This is a genomic window from Pseudomonas sp. HS6-2, from assembly GCF_049325675.2.
Lineage (GTDB): Bacteria > Pseudomonadota > Gammaproteobacteria > Pseudomonadales > Pseudomonadaceae > Aquipseudomonas > Aquipseudomonas putida_N.
In genome coordinates, this window is the sequence record NZ_CM143906.1 from 5,167,260 (window position 1) to 5,186,944 (window position 19,685).

Sequence of the window (19,685 nt, forward strand, 5' to 3'; positions counted from 1 at the left end):
AACCCAATACGGATATTGCCTTGCCCATGAGCCTGCGCCAACGCCTGGAAAACCTCCCGGTCGGGCAGAAACTGCTGGCAGCCCTGCTGGTACTGCTGGTGACCATCCTGCTGGTCGCCAACCTGACCTTCATCAGCGCCGCCTACTGGATCACCCAGGAGAGCATGGCGCCACAGGCATTGCAGACCATCGGCAAGCTGGTGGCCAATCCGCAACTGTCGGCCCGTGCCGGCGACTCGACCGAGACAGCCACAGCCCTGCTCAAGGAGCTGGACAGCTACACCCCGCTACGCGCCGCTGCCATCTACGGCGGCGACGGCAGCATGCTGGCCCAGCTGCAACACGGCGATCACCTGGCGCTGCCCAAGCGCTACCGCAACATCGACGGCTGGCGCCTGATGGAGTTTCGCAGCACCCAGCTCATCCGCATCCCCCGCGACGCCAACCCACCGGCGCACCTGCTGCTGGTGGCCAGCAGTGAACTGCCCACGGCGTTCTACACCGGCACGCTCAGCGCCAGCCTGGCGATCCTGGTGTTCAGCATCCTGCTGTGGATGATCATCGCCCGACAGATCAAGCGCCTGATCACCCAGCCGATCAACCAGCTCGAAGAACTCAGCCGCCAGGTCACCCGCGAAGAAAGCTATGCCTTGCGCGCCACCCGCGGCAACGACGACGAGATCGGCAGCCTGGCCGAAGCCTTCAACACCATGCTTTCGCGTATCGAGGCCCGCGAGCAGCAGCTCAAGCGCACTCGCGACGAATTCCAGACGGCCTACGACCAGGCCCAGGGCCTGGCCGAGGAAACCCGTCACACCAATCGCAAGCTGGAGCTGGAAGTCCAGGTGCGCAGCAAGATCGAGAAGAAGCTCACCGGTTTTCAGAACTACCTCAACAGCATCATCGACTCCATGCCCTCGGCGCTGATCGCCCTCGATGAGCAGCTTTACGTCACCCAATGGAACCACGAAGCCACGGTACTCTCCGGCACGCCGCTGGACGAAGCGCTGAACCAGCCGATATTCATCGCCTTCGAACCGCTCAAGCCGTTCCTGCCGCAACTCAAGGAAAGCGTGGAAAAGCACCGGGTGGCGAAGATCGAGCGGGTCACCTGGCCCAAGGGAGACGACCTGCGCCATTACGCCCTGACCTTCTACCCGCTGATGGGCGGCGGCGGCCGCGGCGTGGTCATCCGTATCGACGACATCACCCAGCGCCTGTCGCTGGAAGAAATGATGGTGCAGTCCGAGAAGATGCTCTCGGTCGGCGGCCTCGCAGCCGGCATGGCCCACGAAATCAACAACCCGCTGGGCGCGATCCTGCACAACGTGCAGAACATCCGCCGGCGCCTGTCGCCGGATCTGCCACGCAACCAGGAGCAGGCGAGCGAGCTGGGCATCGACCTGGCCAGCGTCAACCGCTACCTGGACAACCGCGAAGTGCCGCAACTGCTCGACGGCATCCAGCAGGCCGGCGCACGCGCCGCCAAGATTGTCACCCACATGCTCAGCTTCAGCCGCCGCAGCAACCGCCTGCTGGTACCTTGCGAACTGCCGGCGTTGATCGACCAGGCCGTGGAAATTGCCAGCAACGACTTCGACCTGACCATCGGCTTCGACTTCAAGGGGCAGGCCATCATCCGCCAGTTCGACCCCAACCTGGGCCCGGTGCCCTGCACCGCCAACGAACTGGAGCAGGTGCTGCTGAACCTGCTGAAGAACGCCGCCCAAGCCATCCACCAGCGGCCTCAGCCCAGCGAGCCGGGGCGTATCACGCTGCGCACAAAGCTCAATCCCCCCTGGGCCGAGATTCAGGTTGAGGACAACGGCGTGGGCATGCCCGAAACCGTGCGCAAACGCACCTTCGAGCCGTTCTTCACCACCAAGGAAATCGGCCAGGGCACTGGGCTCGGGCTGTCGGTTTCGTACTTCATCATCACCAACAACCACAAGGGGCAGATGGAAGTGCAGTCCACGCCCGGCCAGGGCACCTGCTTTACCCTGCGCCTGCCCCTCGGCCAACCGCCAGCGGCTGCGCCGACCCACACGGAGGCATGACATGGGCTATCGCCTGTCGAAGATCTACACCCGCACTGGCGACAAGGGCGAAACCGGCCTCGGCGACGGGCGGCGGGTGCCCAAGGACCACCCACGGGTCGAGGCGATCGGTGAGGTGGACAGCCTCAACAGTCAGCTCGGGCTGCTGCTGGCCGGCCTGGATGACCACAAGCTGGATGAGGTAAGCAACGTCCTTGCGCCATGCCAGCATCGTTTGTTCGACCTTGGCGGCGAGTTGGCGATGCCCAGCTATCAGGCCCTGAACCAGGCCGAGGTGGAGCGGCTGGAGGCAGCGATCGATGTGTGGAACGAGGAGCTGGGACCGCTGCAGAACTTCATTCTGCCCAGTGGTTCGGCGCTGGTGGCGCAGGCCCATGTGTGCCGTAGCCTGGCGCGCAGTGCGGAACGGCGGTGTCAGCAGTTGAATGCGCTGGAGCCGTTGCAGGGGGTTGGGTTGGCTTATATCAACCGGCTTTCGGATCTGCTGTTTGTGGCGGCGCGGATCATTGGGCGGCGGCAAGGGATTGCGGAAGTGCTTTGGCAGCCTGCAGAAAAGCCTCAAGGCTGATATCGCCGGGGCTGCTTTGCAGCCCCGGATACTCAGGCCTCAGGCCAGAATGCGCGGATCCCGGCAACACCTTGGGCACCAGCCTCCCAGGCCTTCTCCCGCTCACCCGGCCCAACCCCACCCAACAGGTAAACCGGCTGGTTGAAACCGGCAATCAGCCGCTGCGCCTCATCCCAGCCCAACGGCACCGCCTCGGGGTGGGTCTGGGTTGCCTGCACCGGCGACAGGGTGACGAAATCCACGCCCATCTGCTCGGCCAGGGCCAGCTCTTCAGCACTGTGGCACGACGCCGCCAGCCAGCGCTCCTTGGGGAACGGGCGGCCTTTGGCTGCGTACTTGCGCAGCTGCGCGGCGGTCAGGTGCCAACCGGCGGACGGGAAGTCGCCCAGCCACTCCAGCGGCCCCTTGAGCATCAACTGCGCCTTGCCTGCGCACAGCCCGACCGCGTCCACTGCCACATCGCGGTACTTGGGGTCGTACATGTCCGGGGCGCGCAGCTGGATCAGACGGATACCGTTGGCCACGGCCTTCTGGATACCTTTGAGCATCTGCGGCACTTCGAGGCCATCCGGAGTGATCAGGTACTGGGCCGGCAAGCGCGCAGCAGCGACGATCGGCTTGTTGGCCTCAGGGAATTCGTATTGCCCCAGGTCGCGTGGCGCAACCCAGGCCAGTGGCTGGCCTTCGGCGCCGTGGGGCTCACCGGTGAACGCATCGACCTCACGCACATCCAGCAGCACCTGCTTGTCCGGGTAGTCGTGGCTGACCTTGATCAGCGCCCGCGAACGGGTCACTTCGATGCCAAGCTCTTCGCGCAACTCACGGGCCAGGGCCGCTTCGACGCCTTCGCCCTCTTCCACCTTGCCGCCCGGGAATTCCCACAAGCCGCCTTGGTGCTGAGTATCGGCGCGGCGGGCAATCAGAATGCGGCCGTCACTCCCGCGGATCACCGCGGCTACAACATGAATCCGTTTCAACCTTCACGCTCCGCCAGGCCAGCTTGCTGCCAGGCCTGGAAGGCCGGCCACTGGTAAATGGTTTCGATATAGGTGGCTGCCTCGGCGGGCACTTCCACGCGGTAGGTACGCAGGCGCACCGCCACCGGGGCAAAGAAGGCATCGGCCAGGGTCGGCTTGCCGAACAGGAAGGGGCCATTGCCCTTGGCCACCAGGCGGCACTCGGACCACAGCGCGACGATGCGGTCGATGTCCACTTGCACGTCCAGAGGCATGTCATCCAGCCCCTGGTCACGGGACAGGTCGAACGGCATGGCACCGCGCAAGGCGAAGAAGCCGCTGTGCATCTGCGCGCAAGCCGAACGGGCCTGGGCACGAGCAGCCACATCGGCCGGCCACAGCTGGGCCTCTGGGTGACGCTCGTTGAGGTACTCGGCAATAGCGAGGGAGTCGGCAATCACCCCGTGTTCGGTCTTGAGCAGCGGCACCTTGCCGGTGGAAGAGAATTCGAGGATGCGCTTGCGGGTATCGGGCTGGTTCAGGCTGATCAGCGTTTCTTCGTACGGCACGCCGGCCAGCTCAAGGGCCAGGGCACCACGCAGCGACCAGGAGGAATACAGCTTGTCGCCGATGATCAGGTGATAGCTCATGGTTCGGCTCCATTTCTTGAGAGGTTGGGGCCGCTGTGCGGCCCCGGGTGAATCAGGTGCGGTATTCGGCGTTGATCTTCACGTATTCGTGGGACAGGTCGGTGGTCCAGATGGTTTCGCTGCACTGACCACGGCCCAGCTCGATACGGATGGTGATCTCTTCCTGGGCCATCACGGCCGAACCCTGCGCTTCGGTGTAGCTCGGGCTGCGGCCGCCTTTGCTGGCGATGCACACGCTGTCCAGGTAAACGTCGATCAAGCTGACATCCAGCTCCGGCACGCCGGCACGGCCCACGGCAGCCAGGATACGGCCCCAGTTCGGGTCGGAGGCGAACAGCGCGGTCTTGATCAGCGGCGAGTGGGCCACGGCGTAACCGACATCCAGGCACTCCTGGTGGTTGCCACCACCGTTGACCTGCACGGTGACGAACTTGGTGGCGCCTTCGCCGTCACGGACGATGGCCTGGGCCACTTCCATGCACACTTCGAATACGGCCTTCTTGAGCGCTTCGAACAGCGCGCCGCTGGCTTCGGTGACTTCCGGCAGGTTGGCCTTGCCGGTGGCGATCAGCATGCAGCAGTCGTTGGTCGAGGTGTCGCCATCGATGGTGATGCGGTTGAACGACTTGTTGGCGCCGTCGAGCATCAGGTCCTTGAGCACCGCCGGGGCAACTTTGGCGTCGGTGGCGATGTAGCCGAGCATGGTGGCCATGTTCGGGCGGATCATCCCGGCGCCTTTGCTGATACCGGTCACGGTGACGGTCACGCCCTCGTGCTGGAACTGGCGGCTGGCACCTTTTGGCAGGGTGTCGGTGGTCATGATGCCGGTGGCGGCTTCAGCCCAGTGGTTTTCCGACAGGTTGTCCAGGGCGGCCTGCAGCGCACCTTCGATCTTCTCGACCGGCAGTGGCTCACCGATCACACCGGTGGAGAACGGCAGCACCGATTCGGCCGGCACGCCGGTCAGTTCGGCCAGCTTGGCGCAGGTACGTTCGGCAGCGGCCAGGCCTGGCGCGCCGGTGCCGGCGTTGGCATTGCCGGTGTTGGTCAGCAGGTAGCGCACGGTACCCTGCACGCGCTGCTTGGACAGGATCACGGGAGCGGCACAGAAGGCGTTGAGGGTGAACACGCCAGCCACGCTGGAGCCTTCGGCGCAGCGCATGACCACCACATCCTTGCGCCCAGGACGCTTGATGCCGGCAGAAGCAATACCGAGTTCAAAACCCGGAACCGGGTGCAGGGTGGGCAAAGGACCAAGACCAACAGCCATTAGAGCGCTCCTAGAAATACGGTGAATATGGAAAAAGGGGGCCGCAATGCGGCCCCCAGGGATGTCACGATACAACAATCAGGTCAGGTCACTCGATCTGACCATGGCAATGCTTGAATTTCTTGCCCGAACCACACCAGCACGGCTCGTTGCGGCCCAGCTTGAGGTCGTTGCGCACCGGGGCAGCGGCCACGGCCACTTCGGCGCCCTCCTCGCTCAGTTGCTCGCTTTCAAGGCCCGGCGCGGCTGCGTGCTGGAACTGCATGCGGCTAGCCAGCTCCTCGGCCTCGCGGCGCAGGCGGGCTTCTTCCTCGGCCGGATCTTCGCGGCGCACTTGAACATGCGACAGCACGCGGATGGTGTCGCGCTTGATCGACTCGAGCAGTTCCTGGAACAGCGTGAACGACTCGCGCTTGTACTCCTGCTTCGGGTTCTTCTGTGCGTAACCACGCAGGTGGATACCGTGACGCAGGTGGTCCATGGTCGACAGGTGGTCTTTCCACAGGTCGTCCAGCACGCGCAGGAGGATCTGCTTCTCGAAGGTACGCAGCGCTTCGATGCCGGCCTGGTCTTCCTTCTCGGTGTAGGCGGTGGTGATCTCGTTCAGCAGCTTCTCACGCAGGGTCTCCTCGTAGAGGTGATCGTCCTCGTCCAGCCACTGCTGGATCGGCAGCTTCATGGCGAAGTCGCTGGCCAGCGAAGCTTCGAGGCCGGCCACGTCCCACTGCTCTGGCAGTGACTGCGGCGGGATGTGCTGGCTGATGGTGGCGTCCAGCACTTCCTGGCGGAACTCGGCGATGGTATCGCCAATGTTATCGGCTGCCAGCAGGCTGTTGCGCATGTGGTAGATCACCTTGCGCTGTTCGTTGGCCACGTCATCGTATTCAAGCAGCTGTTTGCGGATGTCGAAGTTGCGGCCTTCGACCTTGCGCTGGGCTTTTTCGATGGCGTTGGTGACCATGCGGTGCTCGATGGCCTCACCAGACTGCATGCCCAGTGCCTTCATGAAGTTCTTCACCCGGTCGGAGGCGAAGATGCGCATCAGGCTGTCTTCCAGCGACAGGTAGAAGCGGCTCGAACCCGGGTCACCCTGACGGCCGGAACGGCCACGCAGCTGGTTGTCGATACGGCGCGATTCATGACGCTCGGAAGCGATCACGTGCAGGCCACCGGCTTGAATCACCTGCTGGTGACGCTTCTGCCAGTCGGCCTTGATCTGGGCGATCTGCTCGGGGGTCGGGTTTTCCAGGGCAGCCACTTCGGCTTCCCAGTTACCGCCCAGCAGGATGTCGGTACCACGGCCAGCCATGTTGGTGGCGATGGTCAGCGCACCCGGAGCACCGGCTTGGGCGATGATCTCGGCTTCCTTCTCGTGGTACTTGGCGTTCAGTACCTTGTGGTCGATACCTTCCTTCTTCAGCAGGTTCGACATGTGCTCCGAAGTTTCGATGGTGGCGGTACCCACCAGGATCGGGCGGCCCTGGGTCATGCTCTCTTTGATGTCGGCGATGATCGCGGCGTATTTCTCGTCGGCGGTCAGGTACACCAGGTCGTTGAAGTCTTTACGCGCCAGCGGCTTGTTCGGCGGAATGACCATCACGTTCAGGGCGTAAATCGACTGGAACTCGAACGCTTCGGTGTCGGCGGTACCGGTCATGCCGGACAGCTTGGTGTACAGACGGAAGTAGTTCTGGAAGGTGGTCGATGCCAGGGTCTGGCTTTCGGCCTGGATGTTCAGGTTTTCTTTTGCCTCGATGGCCTGGTGCAGGCCTTCGGACAGACGACGACCCGGCATGGTACGGCCGGTGTGTTCGTCGATCAGGAGAACCTGGCCGTCCTGGACAATGTATTCGATGTTGCGGTGGAACAGCTTGTGTGCCCGCAGGCCAGCGTAGACGTGGGTCAGCAGGCCCAGGTTGTGCGCCGAGTACAGGCTCTCGCCTTCGGCCAGCAGCCCGGCCTGGGTCAGCATCTCTTCGATGAACTGGTGACCGGCTTCGTTCAGCTCGACCTGGCGGCTCTTCTCGTCGATGGTGAAGTGGCCTTCCTGGGTGACCTGGCCTTCGACTTCTTCGATGTGCTGGGTCAGGCGCGGGATCAGGCGGTTGATCTCGATGTACAGCTTGGAGCTGTCTTCGGCCTGGCCGGAGATGATCAGCGGGGTGCGCGCTTCGTCGATGAGGATCGAGTCGACTTCGTCGATCACGGCGAAGTTCAGTTCACGCTGGAACTTCTCTTCCTGGCTGAACGCCATGTTGTCGCGCAGGTAGTCGAAACCGAATTCGTTGTTGGTGCCGTAGGTGATGTCGGCGGCGTAGGCGGCACGCTTTTCTTCAGGCGGCTGGAAGGCCGAGACGATGCCTACGGACAGGCCAAGGAATTCGTACAGCGGGCGCATCCAGTTGGCGTCACGGCGGGCCAGGTAGTCGTTCACCGTGACCACGTGTACGCCTTTGCCAGACAGGGCATTGAGGTAAACGGCCAGGGTACCGACCAAGGTCTTGCCTTCACCGGTACGCATTTCTGCGATCATGCCCTCGTGCAGGGTCATGCCGCCGATCAGCTGCACGTCGAAGTGGCGCATGCCCATCACGCGCTTGCCGGCCTCTCGGGCCACGGCGAAGGCTTCGGGCAGCAGTTGGTCCAGTGTCTCGCCTTTGGCCAGGCGCTCCTTGAACTCTGCGGTCTTGGCCCGCAGTTGCTCGTCGGAGAGGGCCACCATCTTCTCTTCGAAGGCATTGACGATAGCAACCGTCTTGAGCATGCGTTTGACTTCACGCTCATTCTTGCTTCCAAAAAGTTTTTTTAACAAAGGCGCAAACATATCGGCAGGATCTTCCACACGTAGGGATGGAGGGCGGCCCCATGAGTCGCCCGTGCAGCCCTGAGGCCGCATGCGAACGAGCATTCTACCCGGAAACGATGGTGAGGAAAGTGGTCGATTGCCACGATGCTGGCACAGCGCTTAGGCGGGGGCTTTTCTAAGATAGGGGTATTTTCCCCGAGTTCAACCCGCGGGTTGATGAAACAATAGCGAGAATGACTCCTATCCTGCGAAGAGGCCAGCTCAGGCAACGAGGATGTTAGACTGGCCACCTTGTCACTGGATGCACACCACCATGGCCTTCAAACCCTCCCCCGCCCAGCCGCCCGCCACCCTGCTGCGCCAGAACCGCCCGCTGCGCCTGCTGCTGAACCAGGCCGAGCGCCTGGAGCACCTGCAGCGCCTGCTGGAAAGCCAGCTGCAACCGGCAGCCCGCGAGCATTGCCATGTGGCCTCGTGGCGGGACGGCACATTGTTGCTGGTGGTCACCGACGGCCATTGGGCCACGCGCCTGCGCTATCAGCAGAAGCGCCTGCAGCGCCAGCTACAGGCGCTGGAAGCATTCGGCAACCTGCAGCGCATTCTCTACAAGGTGCAGCCGCCCCTGGTACCGGCCAAGCGCGGCGGTAACACCACCGAATTGTCGAACACCGCTGCCGAGAGCATCCGAGACTCCGCCGAAGGGATCGCCGACCCCAAGCTGCGCGCCGCCCTGGAGCGCCTGGCCAGCCACGCGAAGGGGAAAGGCTAGGGGCGCTTGCCTCGAGTTTTGTGCTGGCGCGCAGATCGAGCGCCGCCCGCGCGGCGCTCGATCACACAGGCGCTGAAAGCCTTGAGCCAGGAACCCGCCATAAAAAAGGCCACCCGAAGGTGGCCTCAATCAACGAACTAGAGAGTGTTCGAACTTACACAGCCGCAACAGGGCGCATGTAGGAGATCGGTGCCGTGCTGGCATCTTCGAAAGTGACCACTTCCCAGGCATCGGTTTCAGCGATGAGCTTGCGCAGCAGCTGGTTGTTCAGCGCGTGGCCGGACTTGTAGCCCTTGAACTCGCCGATCAGGCTGTTGCCCAGCAGGTAAAGGTCGCCAATGGCGTCGAGGATCTTGTGCTTGACGAATTCGTCATCGGAACGAAGGCCGTCTTCGTTGAGCACACCGGTCTCGTCGACCACGATGGCGTTCTCGACACTGCCGCCCAGCGCAAGGTTGTGCTTGCGCAGGTACTCGATGTCACGCATGAAGCCGAAAGTACGGGCGCGGCTGACTTCCTTCACGAAAGAGGTGCTGGAGAAGTCGACGACCGCACTCTGGGTCTGGCCCTTGAGGACCGGGTGATCGAAGTCGATCTCGAAGCTCACCTTGAACCCGTCGAATGGCAGGAAGGTGGCGCTCTTGTCGCCCTCCACCACTGTCACTTCGCGCAGGATGCGGATGAACTTCTTGGCTGCGTCCTGCTCTTCCAGGCCAGCAGACTGAATCAGAAATACGAAGGGACCGGCGCTGCCATCCATGATCGGCACTTCCGAGGCGGAGAGCTCGACGTAGGCGTTATCGATGCCCAGGCCCGCCATGGCGGAGAGCAGGTGCTCGACCGTATCGACCTTGACGTCACCGTTGACCAGCGTGGTGGACATGGTGGTCTCACCGACGTTAGCCGCACGCGCCGGGATCTCGACCACAGGGTCAAGGTCGGCGCGACGGAAGACGATGCCGGTGTCGACAGGCGCAGGCTTGAGGGTCAGGTAGACCTTCTCCCCGGAGTGCAGGCCGACGCCCGTGGCACGGATGGTATTCTTCAGGGTGCGTTGTCTAATCATGGCATTGGCCGCTTCAGCGCAAATAATGCGAACAGGTATCAACAAAGGCTGGGGATGATAACAGACCCGGCCTTTGCTGAACACCAATCACCCTTATACCCCTGATAAATTCCATCAATCAGCCTGACGACGCAAGAAGGCTGGGATATCGAGGTAGTCCAGATCATCCTGAGGGTTGAGTTTAGCTGCCGCAGCGGCACCGGCGTGGGCCTGGTTGCGCATCACGGTCGGGCGCTCCAGGTCACGGTAGTTGACGGCTGGCTGCTCCTGACGCACCGGCGCCGGGTTGGAAGCCTCGTACACCTGCTGAGCGGTCTGCAGGGTGTTGTCGACCACCTTGACCGGTTTTTCGATGCGCGCGCCCAGACCGGTGGCAACCACGGTCACGTGCAGTTCGTCACGCATGTCAGGGTCGATCACGGTACCGACCTTGACCATGGCGTGGTCGGAGGCGAAGGCTTCGATGATGCTACCTACATCGGAGTACTCACCAAGCGACAGGTCAGGACCGGCGGTGATGTTCACCAGGATGCCGCGGGCGCCCTGCAGGTTGACGTCTTCGAGCAGCGGGTTGCGAATGGCCGCTTCGGTGGCTTCGCGAGCACGGTTCGGACCGCTGGCGCAGCCGGTACCCATCATCGCCATGCCCATTTCACCCATGACGGTGCGCACGTCGGCGAAGTCGACGTTGATCATGCCCGGGCGCTTGATGATGTCGGAGATACCGCGAACGGCACCGGCCAGTACATCGTCGGCCTTGGCAAAGGCGGACAGCAGGCTGGCATCCTTGCCCAGGATGGTCAGCAGCTTCTCGTTGGGGATGGTGATGAGCGAGTCGACGCTCTCAGCCAGCATGCGGATGCCTTCGTCGGCGATCTGCATGCGCTTGCGGCCTTCGAACGGGAACGGACGGGTCACCACTGCAACGGTGAGAATGCCCATTTCCTTGGCCACTTCGGCGATGATCGGCGCCGCGCCGGTACCGGTACCGCCGCCCATGCCGGTGGTGATGAACACCATGTTGGTGCCCTGCAGCACCTCAGCGATGCGCTCACGGTCTTCCAGCGCGGCCTGACGGCCGACTTCCGGATTGGCACCAGCACCCAGGCCCTTGGTCACGCCGGTACCCAGTTGCAGGATGGTGCGTGCGCCAATGTTTTTCAGCGCCTGGGCATCGGTGTTGGCGCAGATGAACTCGACGCCTTCGATGCTGCTCTTCACCATGTGGTTGACGGCGTTGCCGCCGCCACCGCCGACGCCGATCACCTTGATGACCGGACTTTGCGGGACGTTGTCTACGAGCTCGAACATTTTCCCTCTCCTTACAGTTCTCTAGTTGTTGCGCCTACCACTACTGCTTTGAAACTTAGAAGTTGCCCTGGACCCATTTCTTGAAGCGCTCAAGCACTGGGGCCTTCGGTTCATCGCCATAGCTGTTGTTGCTGCTGTTGGTGTTACCGGTCAGGACCAGGTCCTCGGACTGCTTGAGCAGCCCATAGGTGAGCAAGCCCACACCGGTGGAATAGATCGGGTTGCGCACCACGTCGCTCAGCCCCCGAACGCTGTGCGGTACGCCCAGGCGTACCGGCATGTGGAAGATTTCCTCGGCCAGTTCCACGGCGCCTTCCATCTTCGCGGTGCCGCCGGTGAGGACGATGCCGGCTGGCACCAAGTCCTCGTAACCGCTGCGGCGCAGCTCGGCCTGGATCAGGGTGAAGAGCTCGTCGTAACGTGGCTCCACCACCTCGGCCAGGGCCTGGCGCGACAGCTCGCGCGGTGGGCGGTCGCCCACGCTCGGCACCTTGATGGTCTCGCCGGCGCCGGCCAGCTTGGCCAGGGCGCAGGCGTAGCGGATCTTGATTTCTTCGGCGTACTGGGTCGGCGTACGCAGGGCCATGGCGATGTCGTTGGTCACCTGGTCGCCGGCAATCGGGATGACCGCGGTGTGACGGATCGCACCCTCGGTGAAGATGGCGATGTCGGTAGTGCCACCACCGATGTCCACCAGGCACACACCCAGTTCTTTCTCGTCATCGGTCAGCACCGAGTAGGCCGAGGCCAGCTGCTCGAGGATGATGTCGTCGATTTCCAGGCCGCAGCGGCGTACGCACTTTTCGATGTTCTGCGCCGCGTTGACCGCGCAGGTGACCACGTGAACCTTCGCTTCCAGGCGCACGCCAGACATGCCCAGCGGCTCGCGCACGCCTTCCTGGTTGTCGATCACGTAGTCCTGCGGCAAGGTGTGCAGCACGCGCTGGTCAGCCGGGATGGCCACGGCCTGGGCGGCGTCGAGCACACGCTCGAGGTCGGCAACGCTGACCTCGCGGTCGCGGATGGCGACGATGCCGTGGGAGTTCAGGCTGCGGATGTGGTTGCCGGCTACGCCGACGAACGCCGAGTGGATACGGCAGCCAGCCATCAGCTGGGCTTCTTCCACTGCACGCTGGATCGACTGCACGGTCGATTCGATGTTCACCACCACGCCCTTCTTCAGGCCGCGGGATGGATGGGTGCCGATGCCCACGATCTCGAGGGTGCCGTCTTCGCCCACTTCACCCACCAGCGCCACCACCTTGGAAGTGCCGATGTCCAGCCCGACGATCATTTTGCCGCTATGCGCGTTTGCCATGGTCCTGCCTCTCTCTAATTCTTCGCAACGGCGGGTTTGGCCGTCGTCGGTGCGTTCGGTTCCCGCCAACCAACGGCAAGTCCGTTGGCATAACGCAGATCAATGCGGGCGATATTGGTGATCTGCTCTTTGAGTGTCTTGTCGTAAATGGCAATGAAACGGCGCATCTTCTCCACCAGATGGTCGCGCCCCAACAGCAGCTCGATGCCCGGCCCGGCACTGCTCGCACCGGTGGTCAGGAACCAGCTGCCCCGCTCGCGCAGCTCAAGGCGAGCGATGGAAAAGCCCAAGGGGCGCAGCATCTGGCTCAATACCTGATATTGCTGCATGACTTGTTGCTGAGCACGCTGCGGCCCGGCCAGCTGCGGCAGGTGCTCATAGTTGGCCAGCTCGCGCGGGGTGAAGGCCTGGCCCTGGTTGTTGAGCAAGGCCTCATCACCCCAGCGCGCCACCGGCAGCTGTTCTTCCAGGCGAATCACCACTTCGTCCGGCCACACCCGGCGTACTTCGGCATGGGCGATCCACGGCATCTGCTCGAGCTCGGCGCGCATCGCGGTGAGGTCGACGCTGAAGAAGCTCGCCGCCACATACGGCGCAATGCGCTGCTGCACCGACTGCTGGCTGATGTAGCTGAGGTCACCCTGCACGTCGATCTTGGTGATCGGCCGGTCGGCATAGGGCATCAGGCGGATGGCGCCCTCATAGGCGCCGAAGCCTGCAGCCACCAGCACGATCGGCCACAGCAGTCGCTTGAGGCCGCCCAGGCTGGGCCGCGGCAGGCGCGCCGATACGGGCTCGTCGGCCACCAGTCGGCTGGCACCGCGCGGCACCGGCTTGCTGCGGCCGGTAACGGGTTGCTGCTGACGTATCATTGCGCCTTGCATGATGGTTAACCTCGCGTCGCCACGCTTTCGGCCAGGATCGCCAGCACCAGTTGCTGGAAGTCCAGGCCGGCCGCGCGGGCCGCCATGGGCACCAGGCTATGATCAGTCATGCCGGGTGCGGTGTTGACTTCGAGCAGCCAGAACCGGCCCTGCTCGTCCTGCATCACGTCCAGCCGGCCCCAGCCTTCGATGCCGATGGCATCGCAGGCGCGCGCGGTCAGGTCGATCAGTTCCTGCTCCTTGGCACTGTCCAGGCCACACGGGATGCGGTACTGGGTGTCATTGGCGATGTACTTGGCGTCGTAGTCGTAGAACACGTGCGGAGTGCCCAGGGCGATCGGCGGCAGCACCTGGCCACGCAGAACGGCGATGGTGAACTCCGGGCCGTGAATCCATTGCTCGACCAGGACTTGCGAATCGTAGTGGGCGGCGTCTTGCCAGGCAGCGATCAGTTCCTGCTCGCTATTCACCTTGGCCATGCCGATGCTAGAGCCTTCATGGGCAGGTTTGACGATAAGCGGGAAGCCCAGTTCCGTACTGGCTGCAACACAATCCTGGACACTGGCCAGCACCGCGTGGCGCGGGGTCGGAATACCCAGGCTCTGCCACACCTGCTTGGTGCGCAGCTTGTCCATGGCCAGTGCCGAAGCGAGGATGCCGCTGCCGGTGTAGGGGATGCCCAGGCACTCGAGCAGGCCCTGCATGCTTCCGTCCTCACCGCCACGGCCGTGGAGGATGATGAAGGCGCGGTCGATTTTCTCGCTCTGCAGGCGCTCCAGCAGGTCGTCACCGACATCGATGCCGACCACATCGACACCGGCACTGGTCAGTGCGTCGATCACCGCGGCGCCGGACTTCAGCGACACTTCACGCTCGGCGCTCTTGCCGCCGTATAGCACGGCCACCCGGCCGAATGCTTTCACGTCCAGGGTCGAGTGCAGTTGTTCGTAGGCGCTGGTCATTTCGACTTCTCCTGCTGGGCGCCAGCGAACAGCGGGCTTTTCATCAGTTGCGGAGCCAGGCCACCGACGTCACCGGCACCCTGGCAGATCAGGATGTCGCCGGCGCGCAGCAGCGGCTTGACCAGCGGCGCCAGCTCGGCACCACGTTCGATGTAGATCGGGTCCAGCTTGCCGCGCTGGCGGATGCTGTGGCACAGCTGGCGGCTGTCGGCACCGGGGATCGGCTCTTCGCCGGCCGGGTAGACCTCCATCAACAGCAGCACGTTGGCATCGCCCAGCACCTGGACGAAATCGTCGTACAGGTCGCGGGTACGGCTGTAGCGGTGCGGCTGGTAGACGATCACCAGGCGACGGCTTGGCCAGCCACCGCGCACGGCCTTGATCACTGCTGCCACTTCGGTCGGGTGGTGACCATAGTCATCGACCAGCATCACGCTGCCGCCGTCGACCGGCAGTTCGCCGTAGACCTGGAAGCGTCGGCCGACACCCTGGAAGCCGGACAGGCCCTGGACGATGGCTTCATCGCTGATGCCTTCGTCAGTGGCGATGGCGATGGTGGCCAAGGCGTTGAGCACGTTGTGATTGCCAGGCATGTTCACCGACACCTCGAGCGGCTCGCAGTCACGGCGCAGCACGGTGAAGTGGGTCTGCATGCCCTGCTGGCGCACGTTGATGGCGCGGATGTCGGCCTCTTCGCTGAAACCGTAGGTGACGGTCGGGCGCTTGACCTGCGGCAGGATCTCGCGCACGACAGGGTCGTCCAGGCACATCACGGCCAGGCCATAGAACGGCAGGTTGTGCAGGAACTCGACGAAGGTCTTCTTCAGCTTGTTGAAGTCACCCTCGTAGGTTGCCATGTGGTCGGCGTCGATGTTGGTGACCACGGCTACCATCGGCTGCAGGTGCAGGAAGCTGGCATCGCTTTCGTCGGCTTCGGCAATCAGGTAGCGGCTGGTGCCCAGCTGCGCGTTGGTGCCGGCAGCGGTCAGGCGACCACCGATGACGAAAGTCGGGTCCAGACCGCCGGCGGCGAATACCGAAGCCAACAGGCTGGTGGTGGTGGTCTTGCCGTGGGTACCGGCAACCGCCACGCCATGGCGATAGCGCATCAGCTCGGCGAGCATCTCGGCACGCGGTACCACCGGAATACGCCGCTCCAGGGCGGTGGCGACTTCCGGGTTGGCTGGGTTGATGGCGCTGGACACCACCAGCACATCGGCATTGGCGGCGTTCTCGGCGCGGTGGCCGACGAAGATCTCGGCGCCGAACGACTCCAGGCGCTCGGTAACCGGCGACGCCTTGAGGTCGGAACCGGACACCTGGTAGCCCAGGTTCAGCAGCACTTCAGCGATACCGCACATGCCCACGCCGCCGATACCGACGAAGTGGATACGATTGATGCGGCCCATCTTCGGCTGGGGCATGGCTTTCTGGCTTTCAACCATGGGCCACCTCCAGGCAGATATCGACCACGGTGCTGGTTGCAGCAGGTTTGGCCAGGCGCCGTGCGGTGCCAGCCATGGTGTTGAGTTTCTCGGGTTGCATCAGCACCTCGTTCAGGCGTTCAGCGAGTTGCGCTGCGCCAGTTGTCGCTTGTGGCATGAGGAAGGCAGCACCTTCCTGGGCCAGATATTGGGCGTTGTAGGTCTGGTGGTCGTCGATCGCGTGGGGCAAAGGCACCAGCATTGAAGGCAGGCCCGCCGCCGCGAGTTCGCTGACTGTCAGGGCACCGGCCCGGCAGACCACGATATCGGCCCAGCCATAGGCATGGGCCATGTCCTTGATGAACGGTTCGACCTGAGCGTCGACACCCGCTTCGCGGTAACGCTCGGCAGTGGCCGGCGCATGGTGCTTGCCGGCCTGGTGGAACACCTCTGGGCGCAGGTTCGCCGGTACTTCGGACAGGGCCTTAGGCAACAATTTGTTCAATGGTTCCGCACCCAGGCTGCCCCCCATCACCAGCAGGCGCGCGCGGCGCTCGGCCAGGGGCGCCCGTTGGGCATCCATGAACAGCTCCGGGCGCACCGGGTTGCCGGTGGTACGCAGCTTGTCGCTGGCGTCGAAGGTCGCCGGGAAGGCTTCGCAGACACGCGCCGCAAGGGGCAGCAGCAGGCGGTTGGTGGTACCGGCACGGGCGTTCTGCTCGTGGATCACCAACGGCACACCGCACAGCCGTGCGGCAACGCCGCCTGGGCCGGTCACATAGCCGCCGAAGCCAACTACACAGACGGGCTTGAGCTCGCGCACGATACGGCGCGCCTGGAGCACCGCCTTGACCAGGGTGAACGGTGCCTTGAGCAGCGAAAGCTTGCCTTTGCCACGCAGGCCACTGACCTGAATCAGGTGCAGTGGCAGGCCGGCTTGCGGCACCAGTTCGTTCTCGATGCCACGCGGGGTGCCCAGCCAATGCACGGTGTAGCCGCGGGCCTGGAATTCACGGGCGCAGGCCAGGGCCGGGAACACGTGGCCCCCGGTGCCGCCTGCCATGATCAGTACGTTCCTGCCGTCAGCGGCCATGACTGGTCTCCTCGGCAAAATCGCTCTCTTTGAATTCGTGCTCCTCGCTGCCCAGGTGCGTGCGACTTTCCCATTCGATGCGCAACAGCAACCCCACGCAGGCACAGCAGATCACCAGCGATGAACCGCCGTAACTGAGGAATGGCAGGGTCAGGCCCTTGGTCGGCAGCAGGCCGACGTTCACGCCGATGTTGATCAGGAACTGGCCGATCCACAGGAACGCCAGGCCGAACGCCATGTAGGCGGCGAAGAACTGCTTGGCCTTCTCTGCCCACAGGCCGATGTACAGCGCGCGGATGGTGACGAAGACGAACAGCGCGATGGTCACCAGCGAGCCAACCACGCCAAGCTCTTCGGCCAGTACCGAGAACACGAAGTCGGTGTGCGCTTCAGGCAGGTAGAACTGCTTCTGCACGCTGTTGCCCAGGCCGACACCCAGCCACTCGCCGCGGCCGAAGGCGATCAGTGCCTGGGTCAGCTGGTAGCCGGAGCCGAACTGGTCGGACCAGGGGTCGGTGAAGGTGATCAGGCGCGCCATCCGGTAAGGCTGCGCCTGTACCAGAATGAACACCGCAGCCACCGCCAGCACCACCATCAGGCTGAAGCGGAACAGCCCCACCCCGCCGAGGAACAGCATCGCGGCGGCGGCCCCCATCATCACCACGGTGGCGCCGAAGTCCGGTTCCATCAGCAGCAGAGCCGCCATTGGCAGCAGCACGATGAACGGCTTGAAGAAGCCCATCCAGGTCTCGCGCACCTCGGTCTGCCGGCGCACCAGGTAGCCAGCCAGGTAGATGACCACGAACACCTTGGCGATCTCAGAGGGCTGCACGTTGAAGAAGCTGAAGCCGATCCAGCGCATCGAACCGTTCACTTCACGGCCGATCCCCGGCACCAGCACCAGCACCAGCAGGCCGAAGGCACCGATCAGCATCATGAAGCCCATGCGCTGCCAGGTGGCGATCGGCACCATCATGGTCGCGCCACAGGCAACCAGGCCGAGGAACACGTACACCAGGTGACGGTACATGTGGTACAGCGGGTTACCGGACTGCACCGCAGCAACTTCCGAAGACGCCGAGGTGATCATCACCAGGCCCAGGCCCAGCAGCGCCAGGCAACCGGCCAGCATGGCGAAGTCGAGGTCGACGCCACGGCCGCTGATCAGCGGCGACGGATACGGCTTGAGGATGCCGAAGATCATGCCAGCCCTCCCGCCGCCTGGGCGAACAGGCGCCCGCGTTCTTCGAAGTTCTTGAACATGTCGAGGCTGGCGCAGGCCGGCGACAGCAGCACCGCGTCACCCGGCTGGGCCAGCTCGGCGCACTGCTGCACAGCCTCATCCAGGGTCTTGACCCGCACCAGCGGCACGCCATCGCCCAGGGCCTCGGCCAGGCGCTCGGCATCACGGCCAAGCAGCACCACGGCGCGACAGAAGTTGTTGACCGGCTCGCGCAGGGCGGCGAAATCGGCACCCTTGCCGTCGCCACCGGCGATCAGCACCAGTTTGCCGTCGATGTCCGCACCCAGGCCTTCGATCGCCGCCAGGGCAGCACCAACGTTGGTGGCCTTGGAATCGTCGTACCAGTTGACGGCGTTGCGCTCACGGATCCACTGGCAACGGTGAGCCAGGCCCTTGAATTCACGCAGCGCTTCGAGCATTGGCTCGAACGGCAGGCCGGCAGCGTGACCGAGGGCCAGGGCCGCCAGGGCGTTGCTCTGGTTGTGGGCGCCACGAACCTTCAACTCACGCACCGGCATCAGCGTCTGGAATTCGTACGCCAGGTATTTCTCGCCATCGACTTCGCGCAGGCCGAAGGCCTTGAAATCTGGCTGGTTGAGACCGAAGGTGAAGCATGGGCGGCCTTCCACCGGCAGCGGCCGGCTCAGGGCATCCTGGCGGTTGACCACGACCTGACGGGCACCGCGGAAGATCCGGTGCTTGGCCAGGTGGTAGGCCGGCAGGCCGCTGTAGCGGTCCATGTGGTCTTCGCTGATATTCAGCACGGTGGCCACTTCGGCGTTGAGCTGGTCGGTGGTCTCCAGCTGGAAGCTCGACAGCTCCAGCACATACAGCTCGACATCGTCGCTCAGCAGGTCCAGCGCCGGGGTGCCCAGGTTGCCACCCACGGCCACGCGCTTGCCGGCCTTGGCGGCCATCTCGCCGACCAGGGTGGTAACGGTGCTTTTCGCGTTGGAGCCGCTGATCGCCACGATCGGCGCCTTGGCATGGCGGGCGAACAGTTCGATGTCACCGGACAGCTGCACGCCACGTGCCGCCGCCTGCTGCAGGGCCGGGGTGGCCAGGGCCAGGCCCGGACTCACGTACAGCTCGTTGGCGCGGCACAGGAAGTCCACGTCCAGTTCACCACAGCGCACTTCCACCTGCGGGTAATCACGGCGCAGGGTTTCCAGTTCCGGCGGTTGCTCACGGGTGTCGGCGACCGCAAAGGCAATGCCCCGGTTCGCCAGGAAGCGAACCAGGGACATGCCGCTCTTGCCGAGGCCGACAACGATGCGGAATTGGTCGGAAGCGATCAATGACACGCTT

The 19,685-nt window shown here is 63.8% G+C and carries 16 protein-coding genes; 3 read left to right on the top strand and 13 right to left on the bottom strand.

Translation table 11 applies throughout. The annotated features are described in order from the left end of the window. The first annotated feature begins 26 nt into the window (after window positions 1-26). The gene (locus ACOKS3_RS24125) at window positions 27-2,057 is read left to right on the top strand and encodes a sensor histidine kinase (RefSeq protein WP_103449244.1); all 2,031 of its coding nucleotides are present in this window, start codon (window positions 27-29) and stop codon (window positions 2,055-2,057) included. Between the two features lies 1 nt (window position 2,058). Then, entirely contained in the window at window positions 2,059-2,625 is a 567-nt protein-coding gene (locus ACOKS3_RS24130; RefSeq protein ID WP_103449242.1) for a cob(I)yrinic acid a,c-diamide adenosyltransferase, read from the top strand. 32 nt (window positions 2,626-2,657) lie between these two features. On the opposite strand, the gene ACOKS3_RS24135 is transcribed toward ACOKS3_RS24130, so the two are convergent. The 4 genes from ACOKS3_RS24135 to secA form a co-directional block, all read right to left on the bottom strand. Then, complete coding sequence (locus tag ACOKS3_RS24135; RefSeq protein ID WP_103449240.1) at window positions 2,658-3,602, bottom strand: Nudix family hydrolase; 945 nt, start codon at window positions 3,600-3,602, stop codon at window positions 2,658-2,660. Further along, the gene (locus ACOKS3_RS24140; RefSeq protein ID WP_103449239.1) at window positions 3,599-4,231 is read right to left on the bottom strand and encodes a glutathione S-transferase family protein; all 633 of its coding nucleotides are present in this window, start codon (window positions 4,229-4,231) and stop codon (window positions 3,599-3,601) included. Before ACOKS3_RS24140 ends, ACOKS3_RS24135 begins: the two co-directional genes overlap by 4 nt. Window positions 4,232-4,283: 52 nt before the next feature. Further along, window positions 4,284-5,501: a bifunctional glutamate N-acetyltransferase/amino-acid acetyltransferase ArgJ gene (gene argJ / locus ACOKS3_RS24145; protein ID WP_103449237.1), complete on the bottom strand. Its 1,218-nt coding sequence runs from the start codon at window positions 5,499-5,501 to the stop codon at window positions 4,284-4,286. Between the two features lie 88 nt (window positions 5,502-5,589). After that, window positions 5,590-8,325 (bottom strand): preprotein translocase subunit SecA, encoded by a 2,736-nt coding sequence (gene secA / locus ACOKS3_RS24150; RefSeq protein WP_422763763.1) that lies wholly within the window; start codon window positions 8,323-8,325, stop codon window positions 5,590-5,592. 295 nt (window positions 8,326-8,620) lie between these two features. On the opposite strand from secA, the gene ACOKS3_RS24155 reads away from it, so the two are divergent. Further along, window positions 8,621-9,076 carry a DUF721 domain-containing protein gene (locus ACOKS3_RS24155; RefSeq protein ID WP_422763762.1) on the top strand — a complete coding sequence of 152 codons (456 nt, stop codon included), beginning with the start codon at window positions 8,621-8,623 and terminating at the stop codon, window positions 9,074-9,076. 154 nt (window positions 9,077-9,230) lie between these two features. Here the strand turns inward: ACOKS3_RS24155 and lpxC are convergent, their stop codons facing one another. The 9 genes from lpxC to murD all read right to left on the bottom strand — a co-directional run bounded on the left by lpxC (window position 9,231) and on the right by murD (window position 19,681). Then, window positions 9,231-10,142 (bottom strand): UDP-3-O-acyl-N-acetylglucosamine deacetylase, encoded by a 912-nt coding sequence (gene lpxC / locus ACOKS3_RS24160; RefSeq protein ID WP_060508542.1) that lies wholly within the window; start codon window positions 10,140-10,142, stop codon window positions 9,231-9,233. A gap of 114 nt (window positions 10,143-10,256) precedes the next feature. Then, entirely contained in the window at window positions 10,257-11,453 is a 1,197-nt protein-coding gene (gene ftsZ / locus ACOKS3_RS24165; protein WP_003260772.1) for a cell division protein FtsZ, read from the bottom strand. A gap of 55 nt (window positions 11,454-11,508) precedes the next feature. After that, window positions 11,509-12,771 carry a cell division protein FtsA gene (gene ftsA, locus ACOKS3_RS24170; RefSeq protein WP_103449232.1) on the bottom strand — a complete coding sequence of 421 codons (1,263 nt, stop codon included), beginning with the start codon at window positions 12,769-12,771 and terminating at the stop codon, window positions 11,509-11,511. Between the two features lie 14 nt (window positions 12,772-12,785). Continuing rightward, window positions 12,786-13,655: a cell division protein FtsQ/DivIB gene (locus tag ACOKS3_RS24175; RefSeq protein ID WP_103449230.1), complete on the bottom strand. Its 870-nt coding sequence runs from the start codon at window positions 13,653-13,655 to the stop codon at window positions 12,786-12,788. Between the two features lie 5 nt (window positions 13,656-13,660). Continuing rightward, window positions 13,661-14,617, bottom strand: a complete 957-nt coding sequence (locus tag ACOKS3_RS24180; protein WP_422763761.1) for a D-alanine--D-alanine ligase — start codon at window positions 14,615-14,617, stop codon at window positions 13,661-13,663. Then, a complete protein-coding gene (murC, locus tag ACOKS3_RS24185; protein WP_103449225.1) occupies window positions 14,614-16,062 on the bottom strand; it encodes a UDP-N-acetylmuramate--L-alanine ligase in 1,449 nt (482 codons plus the stop codon). Before murC ends, ACOKS3_RS24180 begins: the two co-directional genes overlap by 4 nt. Next, the gene (gene murG, locus ACOKS3_RS24190) at window positions 16,055-17,134 is read right to left on the bottom strand and encodes an undecaprenyldiphospho-muramoylpentapeptide beta-N-acetylglucosaminyltransferase (protein WP_103449224.1); all 1,080 of its coding nucleotides are present in this window, start codon (window positions 17,132-17,134) and stop codon (window positions 16,055-16,057) included. The genes murC and murG overlap by 8 nt, the downstream gene beginning before the upstream one ends. Beyond that, window positions 17,124-18,338, bottom strand: a complete 1,215-nt coding sequence (gene ftsW / locus ACOKS3_RS24195) for a putative lipid II flippase FtsW (RefSeq protein ID WP_103449223.1) — start codon at window positions 18,336-18,338, stop codon at window positions 17,124-17,126. Before ftsW ends, murG begins: the two co-directional genes overlap by 11 nt. Then, window positions 18,335-19,681, bottom strand: coding sequence for a UDP-N-acetylmuramoyl-L-alanine--D-glutamate ligase (gene murD, locus ACOKS3_RS24200; protein ID WP_103449222.1), 1,347 nt, complete (start codon window positions 19,679-19,681; stop codon window positions 18,335-18,337). The genes ftsW and murD overlap by 4 nt, the downstream gene beginning before the upstream one ends. Between the last annotated feature and the right edge of the window lie 4 nt (window positions 19,682-19,685).

Coding starts and splice junctions, on each gene's coding strand:
- ACOKS3_RS24125 (WP_103449244.1), top strand. CDS start 27: ATGAGCCTGCGCCAACGCCTGGAAAACCTCCCGGTCGGGCAGAAACTG.
- ACOKS3_RS24130 (WP_103449242.1), top strand. CDS start 2,059: ATGGGCTATCGCCTGTCGAAGATCTACACCCGCACTGGCGACAAGGGC.
- ACOKS3_RS24140 (WP_103449239.1), bottom strand. CDS start 4,231: ATGAGCTATCACCTGATCATCGGCGACAAGCTGTATTCCTCCTGGTCG.
- argJ (WP_103449237.1), bottom strand. CDS start 5,501: ATGGCTGTTGGTCTTGGTCCTTTGCCCACCCTGCACCCGGTTCCGGGT.
- secA (WP_422763763.1), bottom strand. CDS start 8,325: ATGTTTGCGCCTTTGTTAAAAAAACTTTTTGGAAGCAAGAATGAGCGT.
- ACOKS3_RS24155 (WP_422763762.1), top strand. CDS start 8,621: ATGGCCTTCAAACCCTCCCCCGCCCAGCCGCCCGCCACCCTGCTGCGC.
- lpxC (WP_060508542.1), bottom strand. CDS start 10,142: ATGATTAGACAACGCACCCTGAAGAATACCATCCGTGCCACGGGCGTC.
- ftsZ (WP_003260772.1), bottom strand. CDS start 11,453: ATGTTCGAGCTCGTAGACAACGTCCCGCAAAGTCCGGTCATCAAGGTG.
- ftsA (WP_103449232.1), bottom strand. CDS start 12,771: ATGGCAAACGCGCATAGCGGCAAAATGATCGTCGGGCTGGACATCGGC.
- ACOKS3_RS24175 (WP_103449230.1), bottom strand. CDS start 13,655: ATGCAAGGCGCAATGATACGTCAGCAGCAACCCGTTACCGGCCGCAGC.
- ACOKS3_RS24180 (WP_422763761.1), bottom strand. CDS start 14,617: ATGACCAGCGCCTACGAACAACTGCACTCGACCCTGGACGTGAAAGCA.
- murC (WP_103449225.1), bottom strand. CDS start 16,062: ATGGTTGAAAGCCAGAAAGCCATGCCCCAGCCGAAGATGGGCCGCATC.
- murG (WP_103449224.1), bottom strand. CDS start 17,134: ATGGCCGCTGACGGCAGGAACGTACTGATCATGGCAGGCGGCACCGGG.
- ftsW (WP_103449223.1), bottom strand. CDS start 18,338: ATGATCTTCGGCATCCTCAAGCCGTATCCGTCGCCGCTGATCAGCGGC.